Origin of the sequence: Curtobacterium sp. PhB146 (genome assembly GCF_004342995.1) — a bacterium.
In the GTDB taxonomy this organism is placed as follows: Bacteria; Actinomycetota; Actinomycetes; order Actinomycetales; family Microbacteriaceae; genus Curtobacterium.
On sequence record NZ_SMBN01000001.1, the window covers coordinates 407542 to 421976 of the forward strand.

Genomic DNA, 14435 nt, shown 5'->3' on the forward strand with positions numbered 1-14435 from the left:
ACCTTGAGTGCCGCCTCTGAACCGCCGCAGAAGACCCGATCAGCGGTCGAGATCAGGCACCGTCCGCCGCGATCAGCTCGAGCTGCGTCAGAGCGACGTCGGTACCCGCCGTGAACACGAACGACGAGCCGCCGCCGATGATCCGGAACACCCGGGTCTGCCCGGGCCAGGTGAACTCGGCGCCGTCGACGGCCGTGACGGTCTCGCCGAGGGACACCTGCCACGAGTACGACCCCGGAGTCGCCACCGTCACGGTGTACAGCGACGCGGCGGGGCAGTCCACGTCGAACGCCACCGACTCCCCCGCGGCGAGCGCCGTGACGGTCCGCCCGGTGTCGTCGACCAGTGCCGACGAGCCCTCCGACGACGTCCCGACGGGCAGCAGGTCGACCGGGGCGTCCCGGTAGCCGTGGACCTCGGAGGCCGACACCGGCCGGGTGTCCGATGCCCAGCCCTGCGGTTCGGACGACAGCGTGAAGACGATGCGCGACGCCGACACCACCACGTGGTGCGGGAAGCTGACGGACGTCCAGGGCGAGCCGTCGACCGTCACCGACGCGACGTACGCCCCTGCGGAACCGTCGGCGACCTCGATGACGGTGGGCGTTCCTCCCGGCTGCTGCAGCACCGTCCTGCGGACCGACGGCGGCACGAGCACGTAGGTGCCCGTGGACGGCGCCAGCGGGTACAGGCCGATCGTCGCGAAGACGTACCAGGCGCTCATCTCGCCGTTGTCCTCGTCGCCGGGGTAGCCCTGGCCGAGGTCGGAGCCGACGAACAGCCGCTCGAGCGACTCCCGGACGATCCGGTGCGCGTCGTCGTGCCGACCGGTGAACATCGGGAAGAACGGGATGTGGTGCGCCGGCTGGTTGGACAGGCCGAGCATGCCCATCCGGACGTCGCGGGCCTCGGTCATCTCGTGGATGGGGAAGCCGTACGCGCCGGAGCGGACGGTCGCGCCGGTCTCAGGCGTCGCGAAGAAGGCGTCGATCGTGGCGTCGAACCGCGCCGGGCCGCCGTGCAGGTCCACGATGCCGGCACCGTCGTGGGGTGCGGTGAAGGCCGTACCCCACGCGTTCGTCTCGGTGTAGTCGTCGCCCCAGTCGCGCGGGTCGAACTCGGTGCCGACCCGCCACGAGCCGTCGGGGTCGCGGCCGATGAAGAAGCCCCGCTCGGAGTCGAACACGTGCCGGTACTGCAGCGATCGACGGGCGAACCACTCCGCCTCGGCCTCGTACCGGGACAGGTCGGCGGGCGTGCCCGCCCGCGACGCGAGCAGCCCCGCCATCACCGCGAGCCCCCAGTCGTTGATGGCGGCGTCGAGGGTCCAGGACATCCCCTCGGACGTCGCGGTGTCGACGTGGCCGCGGAAGGCGCCCGGGAGGCTCCCCTTGCGTCCGACGCGCTCGTCGCGCGGCGGGACGGTCGCGTTGCGGACCGCGCTCCGGTACGCCTCGGCAAGGTCGAACCCGGTGACGCCCTTCGCCGCGAGGTCCGCGAAGACGGTGTCGCTCGTGGTGCCCGTCATGCAGTCCTCGGCGCCGGGGGCGCTCCAGCGCGGGGTCCACCCGCCGTCGTGGTGGTGCTCGACGAAGCCCTGCGCGAGCTCGCCGGCGGTCTCCGGGGTGAGGAGTCCGAGGAGCGGCCAGGCGGTGCGGTAGGTGTCCCAGAACCCGTTCGTGGTGGTGAACGGCCCCTCGACGACCTCCGGCCCGGGCTCGTCACGGATCGGGTCGGCGAGGACGGCTCCGTACGGGGAACGGTGGTGCGGCGACCCGGTCAGGGCGGCCTCGCCGGCACGGTTCGGGTAGAGGAACAGCCGGTACAGGCCGGAGTACAGGCTCACCAGCTGGTCCGGGGTGGCTCCGTCGAACGACAGGGTCGCGAGCTTCTCCGTCCAGAGCGCCTCGGCGCGGGTGCACATGGCGTCGAAGGAGCCGGCGTCGTCGAGGTTCGCGCGGGCGTCCTCGATCGAGACGGTCGAGATGCCGAGCAGGACGTCGACCGCTCCGTCGCCGTCGACGGCCAGCCAGCCGCGCAGCTCGTGCTCGCCGATGCTGGTGTGGTCCGCGGTCACGTGCGGGATCCGGACGTGCACGTGGTGCGGCGGGGTGCCGGGGCGGTCGTCGAGCAGGGCCTCGACCACGGCGGTGCCGTCGGTCACGGTCACGGAGACGTCGGAGACCCACCCGTGGTGGTCGAGCACGATGCTGCGGGTACCGGTGAACCGGAAGCCGAGGGCGAACTCCCCCGCGGTCATCTCGGCCGTCACACCCTGGTCGAGGGCGACCCGGTACCGGTGCGGACCGTCGAGTTCGTCGTCGTGGTCGAAGCCGAGCGCGCGGGCGGCTCGGTCGACGTCGGGGGTGTCGAGCGGCGACGGCATGACCTGGAACACGCCGCGGTCCCCCATCCACGGCGACGGGATGTGGCTCGTCGCGAACGCCTGGATCGCCGGTCGGACCCGCCCGTCGGCGTCGGTGCGCGAGTGCTCCTGGTACGCGTAGGGCCAGCGGTTGCTCGACGCGTCGGTCATCGGCAGGCCGAAGACCCCGCCGTGCGGGATGCCGACGAGCGGCGCGTTGTTGCCGCGGGAGAACCGTGACGACGCCTGCGTGCCGCGGGTCGTGCGGACGTGGTCGAGCGGCCTGACCGGTGCCGGGCGTGCCGGGGCGATCCGGACGTCGTCGAGCCAGCCGCGCAGGGCTGGACGCTCCCCGTCGGCGTCCGACGGCTGCGTGTCGGAGCCGAGCCGGGCCTCCAGTCGGTCGACGACCAGCCCCGCGAACGGCGTGAGGTCCACCGCGCGACGGTTCCACTGGTCGACCCACTGCTTGCGGGCTGCGTCCTGCGCCTCGGGCGTGAGCGCGTCGCCGTACTGGTCGCGGGCGTGTCCGCCGTGCGCGGCCGCGTGCTCGCTCAGTCGTGTGCCGTCGGTGAAGACGACGTCGACGGCGAAGGCCGTGGCGTCCCAGAAGTGCGGCAGGTCCGCCTCGGTGGGCTCGTTGGCGCCCTGCGGCAGCGTGCGTTCGGGGAACCAGACCCACGACAGTTCGTCGCCGGACGCGACCACCCGGCCACCGGAGCCGGGGACGAGCGCCACGACAGCGCCGTCACCCGCGGGTCGTTCGACCAGCCACCCCTCCGACGATCCGAAGCCGACACCGTTCCGCGCCGCGACGGCCGTCGTCGGCCCACCGCTCCGTTGCAGTTCTCGCACGGGTCCAGCGTATTTGGTCCAGCGTCTGGACGAAAACGCTCGGCGTGTCAGCCCTTGTTCTGCCCGGGCGCGTTCCCCGAGTTGCCCGGACCGGCGTCCGCTGAGGTGTCGGTCGTCGTGTCGGTCGTCGTGTCGGCTGCGCCGTCGGCCGGGTCGGCGCCGTCCTGCGGCTCCTGCACCGGGTTCGAGACCGGCGCGCTCGGCTCCGGACCGACCGACGGCTCCTGGCTGGGCTCGGCGGGCTCGCTCGGCTGTTCAGCGGGCTCGGACGGCTGCTCAGCCGGCTCGGAGGGCTGCTGCTCAGCCGGCTCGCTCGGCTGCTGCTGCTCCTGGCTCGGCTGCTGCTCCTCGCTCGGCTGCTGCTCCTCGCTGGGCTGCTGCTCCGTCGGCGCGGTCGAGTTCGTGTCCGTCGGAGCCGGTGTGCCGTCGTCGTCGCCGTTCAGTGCGAACACTGCGACCCCGATGCCGACCAGCACCAGGACGACCACGACGATCGCCGTGATGATCGGCCCCTTGCGTCGCTTCTCGCGCTTCGCCGAGTCGTCACCGGAGCCCGGACGGACGGGTGGGGCCGCGGGTGGCACCCCGCCTCCTCCGCCGGTCGGGCCGCCGGTGCCGCGCTGGGCACCGAGGACGGTGGTCGACACGTCGTCCGCGGCGTTCGGCTGCTGGGCGTCCATCACGCGGGTCGCGTCGTCCGCGCCCGGTTGTCCACCCGGACGGGAGGCACCACTCGCCGGCATCACGCGGGTCGCGTCGTCCGCGTGCGAGGCCATCGGAGCCGTGGCGGCGGCAGCGGCACCGGCCGCGGCTGCTCCGGCTGCCGCGCCGGCACCGGCTGCCGTCAACGTGCCGGGACCGCCGGGCAGGAGCTGCGTGGCGGGCCCGGGCTCGTCGCGGCCCAGGGCGCGGAGTCGTTCGGCTGCCTCGGCCGCGCTCGGACGCTCGGCCGGGTCCTGCGCGGTCATCACGTGCAGGAGCGTGCGCCAGGCCGTCGGCAGGTGCTGGTCGATCTCCGGGCTGCGGGTGAGTCGCGCGGTCGCGGACTCGATCGCGCTGCCCGGGAACGGTGTCCCGCCGGTCAAGCACTCGAGCAGCACCAGCCCGAGCGCGTAGACGTCGGCCTTGCCGGTGATCTCCTGCGCCAGGACCTGCTCCGGCGCGAGGTACGCGGCCGTCCCCATCACGGTGCCCGTCCCCGTCACGCGCGAGGCGTCACGGAGCAGGGCGATGCCGAAGTCGGCGAGCTTGACGTGGCTGCCGTCGCGCTCGAGCAGCACGTTGGCGGGCTTCACGTCGCGGTGGACGATGCCCTGGGCGTGCACGGCGCTCAGCCCGTCGGCCACCTGTGCGCCGACGCGGGCAGCGGTCGTGGGGTCGAGCGGTCCTTCGCGCAGCCGGGTGGCCAGGTCGCTGCCGGGCACGAGCTCCATGACGAGGTACGAGTCCCCGTCCTCGTCGTCGAGGGCAGCGTCGTACAGGGTGACGAGGGCCGGGCTGCGCAGTGTCGCGAGCGTCTGGATCTCCGACTCGGCGCGGGCGCGTTCACCGTGGTCGACCGGTCCGATGCGGAACACCTTGATGGCGACCTCGCGGCCGAGCTGCTCGTCGACCGCCCGGTACACGGACGCCATGCCACCGTGTCCGAGCGTGCCCGTGACGCGGTACCTGCCGCCGAAGACCCGTTCTTCCATGACGGGCAACCTACCGGTAGCGGCTGACGGCCCCGCTCATCCGTCGGGTCTCGGCGCTTGGTGAGCAGAAGGTGTCGAGTCCATTCGACTGACTCGACGTCTTCTGCTCACGAGATGTGCGCGAGGCTTCACTGCCGGTCGTCTCACGCCGCTCAGAGGGGAGTCGTTCAAGTTTTGGAGCAGTAACTGGAACCGGGAACGCGTCGGTTCAAGTCTTCTTGACGATGTCGCCGTCCGGGGTGGGCTCGGCGCCGTGGCGGAGCGCCGTCAGGTACAGCCGGTGCGCCGTGATCACGAGGGCGAGCCAGGCGAGCCCCAGCGCCCACGCCGCGAGGACATCGGTGAGCCAGTGGTGCCCGAGGAACACCCGCGAGGCCCCGACCGACAGCACGAACAGGGTCCCGACGACGATCGTCCACACCCGCGTGACGACCCGCGACTGCCGCAGGAGCAACAGGTACACGATCGTGCCCACGATCACCGTCGCGTTGAGGGTGTGGCCGGACGGGAACGACGGCGAGTGCTCGTACGGCGGCACCGCGTCGGAGAGCGGCGGACGCGCTCGACCGATGAGGTCCTTGCCCGCGATCGTCATCAGCAGCGAGCCGCCACTCGCCGCGACGAGCAGCACCAACGGGGTCCACGCCCGACGCTGGATGGTGAACCCGACCAGGAACCCGAGGGCGACGATGGGCATGCCGATCGTGCCCGCGATGTCGGTCCACCACGTGACCAGGCGATCCCCCACGGGCGACCGGAGGGTGAGTGCCCAGTCGAGCACCGGGCGGTCGAGCACGGCGACGTCGTCGGCTTCGCGGACGGCGTCGTAGACCTCGGAGGCGAGCCAGGTCGCGACGACGGCGATGCCGATCCCGACGGCCAGCGTGAGCAGCAGGAGCGGCATCGCGCCGTACCGGTGGCCGAGCGTGGTCCACCCCTGCGCGGTCGCCCGGCCCGCGCGGGTGCGCCAGCGGGTGAGGTCGACCTCGCCGACGGTGCGGTCGGCGGCGTCCCCGCGTTCGGTGTCCATCCGTCCAGCCTGCCCGAAGCGCCCGGGAACCGCCGAGGCCGCGACTACTGCCTGCTCGCCCGGCGAGACCGCTGGAGGATGACGAGCCCGATGGTCACACCGACCGCGGTCATGAACGGGGTCATGAACCACGCGATGACGATCGGGACGGCCCGCTCCGCCGGCGCCTCGACGTGGAGCATCAACGACAGGGCGACGATCGGCAACGCGATCGTGGCCACCCAGCAGACCACCACCAGCACCGTGAGCAGTACGGCGGCACCCCGGTGGTCTGACCTTCGGTACGGAGTCGTCACGACACCATGCAACCAGGTACCGGTCAGTCCTTCGCCTCGGAGTACGCCCCCACCACCGCGACCGACAGCGGGAACGTCACCGGGAAGTCCTGGAACAACAGCCGACCGGCGTCGACCGCGGCCTCGCGGATCTGCGTCGCCACCCACTCGGCGTGCTCCTCCGGCGCGTGCACCACGATCTCGTCGTGCACGAAGAACACCAGGTGCGGCCCGTCCGTAACCGCCCCGGGGAACCGAGCGGTGAGCCGGGAGCGCAACGACCCCATCCACGCGAGCGCCCACTCGGCCGCGGTCCCCTGCACCACGAAGTTCCGGGTGAACCTCCCCCAGCTCCGCGCCCGGGACTCGACGGCACGCTGCATCGCCGGCGTCCCCTCGACCGTGTAGGCCTGGTTCCTGGCCTCGAACCACGACGACTCCGGAACGGGTGACGTCCGACCGAGCAACGTCGTGACGGCTTCGCCCCGCTCCCCCGCGCGTGCGGCGCGTTCGACCAGGTCGAGCGCACGCGGGAACGCCCGCACCAGGCGCGGGACGAGCCGACCACCCTCGCCCTGAGTGGCGCCGTACATCGCGCCCAGCATGGCCACCTTCGCCTGCTGCCGGGTCTCGACTGCGCCCGAGGCCACGACGCCGTCGTACAGGTCGCGTCCGTCGCCCGCGGAGGCCATCGCCCGGTCGCCGGCCATCGCGGCGAGCACGCGCGGTTCCAGCTGCGCAGCGTCGGCCACGACGAGCTTCCAGCCCGGGTCGGCGATGACGGCCCCGCGGATGCCCTTCGGCAGCTGCATCGCTCCCCCGCCGTCGGCTGCCCAGCGCCCGGTGACGACGCCGCCGACCACGTACTTCGGGTGGAACCGGCCGTCGCGCACCCAGTCGTCGAGCCACGTCCAACCGTTCGCCGTCAGGAGCCGCGCGAGTCGCTTGTACTCGAGCAGCGGTTCGATGACGGGGTGCTCGATCTCCTGCAGCTCCCACTTGCGGGTGCTCGTCACCATGAGCCCGGCACGGCGCAACGACCGCAGGACGTCGGCCGGCGAGTCCGGGTTGAGCGTCGGGTCGTCGAGGCGCTCGCGGACGACGGTGGCGATCTCCTCGAGCCGGCGCGGCCGCACGCCGTACGGGACGCGCGGTCCGAGCGTCTCCTCGAGCAAGCGTTCGTGCACGTCGGCACGCCACGGCAGCCCTGCGTGCAGCATCTCCGCCGCGACGAGGGCTCCGGCAGACTCCGCCGTCGTCAGCAGGCGGAGGGCACCGGGCGACGTCGACGTCGCGACCGCCGCGAGCTGGGCCCGGAACTCGGCGACCGGGTCGACGTCGTCGTCCGGCACCGAAGCGGTGAACAGGGCGTCGTCGAAGAGCTGGGCCTGCGTCGGCCGGACGACCCGGGCCTCCGCCACCGGAGCGTCGAGCGCGTCCGCCGGTGCCGCCGCGAGTGCGGAGCCACGCGCGGCCAGCGCTGCGCGGAGGATCCGTCGGCACAACCGCAGGTCGACGCAGCGCCCCACGCGTCCGCCGGCGGCGAGCACGGCCGGGTACCAGCGCGCGGTGTCGTCCCACACCCAGCGCACGCTCGGTGCGTCGTGCGCCGCGACGAAGGCCGGGAGGGCCGACTCGTCCACGCGCATCGGCTCACCGTCAGCGGTCCCCGAGTCGGTCAGGGGCGTCGCGAGGACGCCGCCGTCGACGCGGCGGAGGACGAGGTGCACGGAACGATCATGCCGTGCCCCACCGTCACCGGCTGACGGGGTGACGGATCAGGCGCGCTTCGGACCGCCGGGGCGCACGGCTGCGGTGTCGGCCACGTCGATGCGGACGTCGCCGTCCTCGGCCCGGGACACCTCGACCCGGGGGTCGGCGTCGTGCGCGTCGGACCCGGACATGCGTCGGAAGGTGTCCTGGCGTCGTTCCTCGAACGTCATGTCCACGCCGTCGTCGAGGTGGTCGTGGTCGGGCTTCGTCATGCGCTGCACGGTACGCGCTGACTGCTGCGCGCGATCAGACGACGGGTGCGGTGCCGGTCCGTTCGGTCCAGTGCGCGCCCGCCGCCCACCGGTCGAGCACCGCCCGGGGCAGTCGACCGGACGCGTTCGAGGCCCGCGCGGTGGCCAGCGGCACGCCGAACACGAACTTCGCCACGCTCTCGTCCCCCTCGGCGCCGTCGTGCGGGCCGGGTGGCGCGAGGCGGAACCGTCGCGCGAAGCGCACCAGGTTCGCGTCGGGACCGAGCACCGTGGCCAGACCGGGATCGAGGATCCACGAGCGGCACTGCCACCGGTCGGCGGCGAGTGCCGGTGCGAGGGCGCGCAGCACCTCCGGCGCGCGGGCGAACGACCGGTCGCAGGCGTCCGGATCGAGCGGCCCGGCCTCCGGTACGTGGACGCCCCAGGCCGGCTGGCCGTCGGGCAGGTGGTCGCCGAGTTCGTACTGGAGGCGCCCCACGGCCACCACGCGACCGGTCGCCACCGCGACGAGCCAGTCCACCCCCGTGCCACGCAGACCGTACCGGTCGAGTTTGCGGTCGACGTCCGCCACGGACGCCTCGGCGAGGCGGCGCGGGAGCCCCCGCGCCTCGAGCGCCGCAGCGTTGCCGGGCACGGCCGCGCGGAATGCGGCGACCAGCAGGGCGTCCCGCTGCGCGGGCTCCGCGTCGGCCACGGTGGCGGCCAGTGCGGCCGCCACCGTGGCGGAGTCGTCCGGCGACCCCACGGCGGCGGCGAGGACCGCGACGGACGCGGGACGGGCCTCCTGGCCGGGGGTGTCGGCGGTCACTTCAGACCGGACGAGGCGAGCCCGTCCATCACCCGCCGCTGCAGGACGATGAACATGATGAGCACCGGGGCCATGGCCATCAGGCTCGCGGCCATGAGCACCGGGTAGTCGATCGTCCGGTCGCTCGACAGCGTCGCGAGTCCTGCGGCGAGGGGCATGTCCTCGGCACGGGTCGAGACGACCAGCGGCCAGAGCAGCTCGTTCCACGACCACAGCACCGTCGTGATCGCGAGCACGCTGATCGAGGGACGGGCGAGCGGCAGCATGATCCGCCAGAACGTCTGGAACGGGTTCGCGCCGTCCATGCGCGCAGCCTCTTCGAGCTCGGGCGGCATGTTCAGGAACGCCGTCCGCATCAGGAAGGTGCCGAACGCGCTGAACAGGCCCGGCGCGACGATCCCCATCAGGGTGTCGAGCCATCCGAGCCCCTGCACGATCTGGTACTGCGAGATCAGGTAGACCTGCGACGGCACGAGCAGGATCGACAGCACGATCGCGAGCAGGATCGCCCGGCCGCGGAACCGCATGCGGGCGAAGGCGTAGCCGGCGAGCGTGCAGAGCACGATCTGCGCGAGGGTGCGGATGATCGTGACGTACACGGACGTGCCGAGCTGGCTGAGGAACGGCAGACGCTCGAACACCTGCGCGTAGTTCTGCCACTGCAGCTCCCCCGGCCAGAACGTCGGGGTGACGGACTGCACCTGGGCGTTCGTGGACAGCGACATAATGATCTGCCACACGAACGGGAACGCCATCGCGAAGCCGCCGACGCCGAGGACGACGTGGATCCACCAGTGACTGCCGCCGCGACGACCGGGCCGACGTGCTGCCCGTGGCGGTGTGACGGTTGCGGTCATGCCTGCACCCACTTCCGTTGGACACGGAACTGCACGAGCGTGACGATGCCGATGAGCAGGAAGATCACCATGGCGATCGCAGCCGCGAAGCCCTTGTCGTTGTCGATGAACCCGGCGCTGTAGAAGTAGAAGACGAGCGACATCGTCTTCGGGATCACCGGGTTGGTGCTGCCGAGGATGGCGTAGAGCAGGTCGAACAGCTGGAAGCTCGAGATCGTCGTGACGATGACCACGAAGAAGATGCTCGGGCTGAGCAGCGGGACCGTGACGGAGCGGAACTGCCGCCAGCGGCTCGCGCCGTCGAGCTCGGCGGCCTCGTACAGCTCCGGTGGGATGTCCTTGAGGCCTGCGCCGAGGATGATCATCGAGAACCCGAGGGACGACCACAGGCCGACGAAGCTCACCGCGACGAGCGCGAACCCGGGCGTCGAGATCCAGTACGGACCGTCGATGCCGAACAGTCCGATGAACCAGTTCACGATGCCGTAGTCGCCGTTGAACATGATGCGCCAGACGAGGGCGATCGCGGCCGGCATGGCGACGTAGGGCAGGAAGAAGAGCACACGGTAGAACTGCGCGAACCGCAGGCCCGGGGTGTTCAGCAGGCTGGCGAGCCACACCGCGATCGGGATGCCGGCCAGCACGATGACCGTGTAGACGATCGTGTTGAGCAGCGACTGGTACAGCTGCGGGTCACCGGCGAGCCGCACGTAGTTCGCGACGCCGCTGAACGTCGCACCGCCGAACACGCCCCAGCTGGTGAAGGAGTACCAGAACGTCTGGATGATCGGCCAGATGTAGAACGTGCCGACGCCGATGAGCAGCGGTAGGACGAACAGCCACGGCCACCAGCCGTCGGTCCGTCGGGGTGCGCGCTTGCCGCCGGCCGTCGGGCCGGGGGCGCCCCGCCCGGACGAACGCGTCGTCCGGGCGGGGGTGGAGGCGGCCTGCGGCCGCTCGGTGTTGATCGTCATCGGCTCGGGACTCACTGTTCCTTGGCGAGGGCGGCGTCCATCTTCTGCGCGAGCTGCTTCGCGACGTCGTCGACCGGGGTCGAACCGTCGAAGGCGTTCGGCAGGAGGTTGGTCTCGAGGGTGTTCCACGCGGCGGTGTTCTTCGACACCGGCAGGGGCTTGGCGTAGTCGACGGCGTCGAGGAACACCTGTAGGTCGGCGTCCGGCATCGTCTTCGTGAAGGCGGACTGCGTGCCCTCGTAGGCCGGGATGACGGCGCCCATGTCGCCCTGCTGCTGCTGGGCGGTCTTGCCGGCGAGGTAGACCTGGAGCGCCTGCGCCGCGGCCTTGTTCTTGCTCGCCTCGGACACGACGTTCGAGACACCGTGGATGACGGTCGCCTGCTCCTTGCCCTTCGGCAGGGGGTACACGACGATGTCCTTCTCCATCGCGGTGCCGGTCAGGGCCGAGCGGAACCAGCTGCCGCCCTGGTACATCGCGAGCTTGCCCGACGTGAACCACTGGTCGGCGGTGGTGTCGGTGAGCTGCTTCATCGACGGCGAAGCGCCCGAGTCGATCAGGTCCGTCCAGAACTGCAGACCCGCTTCCGATGCCTTCGAGGCGTACTCGGACTTCGTGCCGTCCGCGTTCACGACCGATCCCCCGGCCTGGAAGATCGTGTCGTAGTAGGTCGTCTGGCCGTCCATGCCGCCGGCCGCGCCGTACGCGCCGTCGGCCTTGAGCTTCTTGCTGAGCTCGGCGCCGGTCTTCTGGAAGTCGTCCCAGGTCCAGTCCTTCGACGGCAGGTCCATGCCGGCCTTCTCGAACAGGGCCTTGTTGACCCAGACGCCGATGGTGTCGAAGTCCTTCGGCACGCCGTACTGGGTGTCGTCGTACGTGTACAGGTCGTTCAGCGCGCTCGAGTACTTCGCGGGGTCGATGTCGCCGGCCTTGACCTCGCCGGTGATCGGCGCGAGCTTGCCGTTGGCCGCGTACAGCTGGAAGTTGGGGCCGTTCATCCAGAACAGGTCGGGCAGCGTGTTGCTCGAGCCCTGGGTCTGCAGCTTCGTCCAGTAGTTGGCGAACGGCGTGACGTCGACGCTGACCTTGATGTCCGGGTACTCCTCGTTGAAGCCCTTGAGGTTGGCCTTGATCGCCTTGACCTGGTTCTCGTCCCAGACGGCGTACGTCAGGTTCGCCTTGGTGTCCTTCGCGGCGGCGGTGTAGTCGCCGCCGGAGCTCGACGCCCCGGAGGACGTGGAGCACCCGGCGAGGAGTGCGGCCGCGCCGAGGGCGGCGACGGCGCCGACGAGGATCCGGCGGACGCCGGTTCCTCGGGCGGGGATGTGTGCGGTCATCGGGAGGTCCTTTCGCACGGCCGTCAGGAACCGACGGTCTGGGCGGGGTGGGTGGGGTGCGGAGCGGGTCGTGTGGAGGGTGTGGCGGGCCGGCTGAAGTGCGCGATCGTCTCGGCCGGCAGCGGCGGGACGTCGATGGGGACGGAACCGGTGCGCAGCGAACGGGTCGCCAGGGCACCGGCGGCGACCGCGGCGCGCGCCGCGATCGGGGACAGCTCCGTCGGTTCGTCGAGGGCGACGGACCGCAGGAACTCGGTCATGGTGATCAGATCGGCATCGGCGTGACCGTCCTCGACGCCGTCGATCGGGTACTCGCGGTCCCCCGCGGTGTCCCAGCCACGACGGTGCGTCCAGACCTTCACGACGCCACCCCCGGTGTCGCCGATGTTCTCGAGGCGCCCCTCGGTGCCGATCACCGTGTAGTTCCGCCAGTAGTCCGGGGTGAAGTGGCACTGCTCGTAGCTGGCCTGCACGCCATTGTCGAGCGTCATCATCACCATCGAGACGTCCTCGACGTCGACGACCGGGTTCAGCCCGGTCTGGGCGAGCGGCGGCCAGTTGTCGTGGGAGAACCAGTCCCCCATCAGCTCGCCGCTGCGGTCCCGTCGGTCGGTGACGTCGCCGTAGACCGACAGTGACCCCATGCCCACGACGCGGCTGGTGTCCCCGCCGCCGAGTGCGTGGATGACGTCCAGGTCGTGACTGGCCTTCTGCAGGAGCAGGGAGTTGACGTTCGCGCGGTCGGCGTGCCAGTCCTTGAAGTAGTAGTCCCCGCCGTTGCCGACGAAGTGGCGGCACCAGACGGCCTTGACCTCGCCGATCTCGCCGCGGTCGACGATCTCGCGCATCAGGCGGACGACGGCCGCGTGGCGGAAGTTGTGGCCGACGTAGAGCGAGGTGCCCGTCTCGGCGGCGGTGTTGAGGACCGCGTCGGCGTCCTCGACCGTGATGGCGAGGGGCTTCTCGAGGTAGACGGCGATGCCCGCGCGGAGCAGGTCGATCGCGATCTCGGCGTGCGTCCAGTCCGGGGTGGTCACGATCGCAGCGTCGACCTGGTCGGTGAGGTCCTGGTGGTGCTCGACCACCAGCGCATCGGGGTACTCGACCCGCCCGCGCTCGCGGCCCGCTGCGGTGACGTCCGCCACGGCGACGACCTGCGCCTGCAGTGCCGGGTCCGCGGCGACCGCCTCGGCGACGTGCCGTGCGATGGCGGACCGCTGGCCCATCCCGATCACCGCGACGCGGAGGATCCCGTTGTCAACGCCCATGCTCATCTCGCTCCCTTGCGTGATTGTGACGCCCATGATGCCGAATCGATCATAAATGCACAATAGGCGCTCACGGATCGCTCATGGGTCCACGACGGGAGGGTTTTACACGATCGAAACGTCGCGCCCGGGATCCGGGCGCTCGTCCGTCGGCTCAGTCGGCGACGACGAGCTCCACGCCGGCGCTGGCGAGGTCGGCTGCGAAGGCCGGCGGGACGGGCTGGTCGGTGACCAGGACGTCGATGCGGTCCAACGGGCAGATCCTGGCGAACGTCGAACGCTCGATCTTGGTCGAGTCGGCGACCACGATGACCCGTCGGCCGACCGAGGCGAAGTGCCGGCTGACCTCGGCCTCGCCCTCGTGCATGGTCGTCGCGCCGTACTGCCCGGTGAGCCCGTCCACCCCGAGGACCACGAGGTCGAGCGCGAACTCGTCGAGGGTGTCGCGGACGAGCGGGCCGACGAGCTCGTACGACTGCCGCCGCGCCACCCCGCCCGTCACCACGATCTTGACGTTGGCGCGGACGGACAGCTCGTACCCGACGTTGAGCGCGTTCGTCACGATCGTGATCCCGAACTCACCGTCGGCACGGATGAACCGCTCGCTCTTGCCGAGTTCCCGCGCGACCTCGGTCGTGGTGGTCCCACCGTTCAGCCCGACGGTCTCGCCCGGCTGCACCAGTCGCGCGGCGGCACGGGCGATGGCGGTCTTCGCCTCGGCCTGGCGCGCGATCTTGTACTGCAGGGGCAGTTCGTAGCCGGCCCCGAGCGCCGCGGCTCCGCCGTGCGTGCGCGTGACGAGCCGCTGGTCGGCGAGCGTCGTGAGGTCGCGTCGAGCCGTGGCGGCCGAGATCCCCAGCAGCTCGCCGATCTCGGCGATCGACACGTTGCCGCGTTCGCTCACCAGTTCGAGCAGGGCGTTCAGCCGCTGTTGGGGGGTCATGACGGCCATCCTACGGTGCCATCGCGACTGCTCGGTGATCGGAA

12 protein-coding genes are annotated in these 14435 nt (G+C 71.4%); all 12 read right to left on the reverse strand.

The window, feature by feature from the left end; genetic code table 11:
* Window positions 1–52: 52 nt before the first annotated feature.
* The 12 genes from EDF33_RS01980 to EDF33_RS02035 all read right to left on the reverse strand — a co-directional run bounded on the left by EDF33_RS01980 (window position 53) and on the right by EDF33_RS02035 (window position 14391).
* Entirely contained in the window at window positions 53–3220 is a 3168-nt protein-coding gene (locus tag EDF33_RS01980; RefSeq protein WP_243692329.1) for a GH92 family glycosyl hydrolase, read from the reverse strand.
* A 47-nt stretch (window positions 3221–3267) separates the two neighbouring features.
* The gene (locus EDF33_RS01985) at window positions 3268–4914 is read right to left on the reverse strand and encodes a serine/threonine-protein kinase (protein ID WP_131877756.1); all 1647 of its coding nucleotides are present in this window, start codon (window positions 4912–4914) and stop codon (window positions 3268–3270) included.
* A gap of 208 nt (window positions 4915–5122) precedes the next feature.
* Window positions 5123–5944 carry a phosphatase PAP2 family protein gene (locus EDF33_RS01990; protein WP_131877758.1) on the reverse strand — a complete coding sequence of 274 codons (822 nt, stop codon included), beginning with the start codon at window positions 5942–5944 and terminating at the stop codon, window positions 5123–5125.
* Between the two features lie 44 nt (window positions 5945–5988).
* Window positions 5989–6240 carry a hypothetical protein gene (locus EDF33_RS01995; RefSeq protein ID WP_131877760.1) on the reverse strand — a complete coding sequence of 84 codons (252 nt, stop codon included), beginning with the start codon at window positions 6238–6240 and terminating at the stop codon, window positions 5989–5991.
* Window positions 6241–6263: 23 nt separating this feature from the next.
* The gene (locus EDF33_RS02000) at window positions 6264–7949 is read right to left on the reverse strand and encodes a bifunctional 3'-5' exonuclease/DNA polymerase (protein ID WP_131877762.1); all 1686 of its coding nucleotides are present in this window, start codon (window positions 7947–7949) and stop codon (window positions 6264–6266) included.
* 48 nt (window positions 7950–7997) lie between these two features.
* Window positions 7998–8204 carry a hypothetical protein gene (locus EDF33_RS02005; RefSeq protein WP_111083557.1) on the reverse strand — a complete coding sequence of 69 codons (207 nt, stop codon included), beginning with the start codon at window positions 8202–8204 and terminating at the stop codon, window positions 7998–8000.
* Between the two features lie 34 nt (window positions 8205–8238).
* Window positions 8239–9012: a hypothetical protein gene (locus EDF33_RS02010; protein WP_132099169.1), complete on the reverse strand. Its 774-nt coding sequence runs from the start codon at window positions 9010–9012 to the stop codon at window positions 8239–8241.
* The gene (locus EDF33_RS02015; protein WP_165901014.1) at window positions 9009–9869 is read right to left on the reverse strand and encodes a carbohydrate ABC transporter permease; all 861 of its coding nucleotides are present in this window, start codon (window positions 9867–9869) and stop codon (window positions 9009–9011) included. The genes EDF33_RS02010 and EDF33_RS02015 overlap by 4 nt, the downstream gene beginning before the upstream one ends.
* Complete coding sequence (locus EDF33_RS02020; RefSeq protein WP_111083559.1) at window positions 9866–10843, reverse strand: sugar ABC transporter permease; 978 nt, start codon at window positions 10841–10843, stop codon at window positions 9866–9868. The genes EDF33_RS02015 and EDF33_RS02020 overlap by 4 nt, the downstream gene beginning before the upstream one ends.
* A gap of 11 nt (window positions 10844–10854) precedes the next feature.
* Entirely contained in the window at window positions 10855–12180 is a 1326-nt protein-coding gene (locus EDF33_RS02025; RefSeq protein ID WP_132099170.1) for a sugar ABC transporter substrate-binding protein, read from the reverse strand.
* A 23-nt stretch (window positions 12181–12203) separates the two neighbouring features.
* Window positions 12204–13454: a Gfo/Idh/MocA family oxidoreductase gene (locus tag EDF33_RS02030; protein WP_132099171.1), complete on the reverse strand. Its 1251-nt coding sequence runs from the start codon at window positions 13452–13454 to the stop codon at window positions 12204–12206.
* 148 nt (window positions 13455–13602) lie between these two features.
* Complete coding sequence (locus EDF33_RS02035; protein ID WP_165901013.1) at window positions 13603–14391, reverse strand: DeoR/GlpR family DNA-binding transcription regulator; 789 nt, start codon at window positions 14389–14391, stop codon at window positions 13603–13605.
* Window positions 14392–14435 lie beyond the last annotated feature (44 nt).

Excerpts from the sequence above, each read along its gene's own strand:
- EDF33_RS01985 (WP_131877756.1), bottom strand. The coding sequence starts at position 4,914 with ATGGAAGAACGGGTCTTCGGCGGCAGGTACCGCGTCACGGGCACGCTC.
- EDF33_RS01990 (WP_131877758.1), bottom strand. The coding sequence starts at position 5,944 with ATGGACACCGAACGCGGGGACGCCGCCGACCGCACCGTCGGCGAGGTC.
- EDF33_RS02005 (WP_111083557.1), bottom strand. The coding sequence starts at position 8,204 with ATGACGAAGCCCGACCACGACCACCTCGACGACGGCGTGGACATGACG.
- EDF33_RS02015 (WP_165901014.1), bottom strand. The coding sequence starts at position 9,869 with ATGACCGCAACCGTCACACCGCCACGGGCAGCACGTCGGCCCGGTCGT.
- EDF33_RS02020 (WP_111083559.1), bottom strand. The coding sequence starts at position 10,843 with ATGACGATCAACACCGAGCGGCCGCAGGCCGCCTCCACCCCCGCCCGG.
- EDF33_RS02025 (WP_132099170.1), bottom strand. The coding sequence starts at position 12,180 with ATGACCGCACACATCCCCGCCCGAGGAACCGGCGTCCGCCGGATCCTC.
- EDF33_RS02030 (WP_132099171.1), bottom strand. The coding sequence starts at position 13,454 with ATGAGCATGGGCGTTGACAACGGGATCCTCCGCGTCGCGGTGATCGGG.
- EDF33_RS02035 (WP_165901013.1), bottom strand. The coding sequence starts at position 14,391 with ATGACCCCCCAACAGCGGCTGAACGCCCTGCTCGAACTGGTGAGCGAA.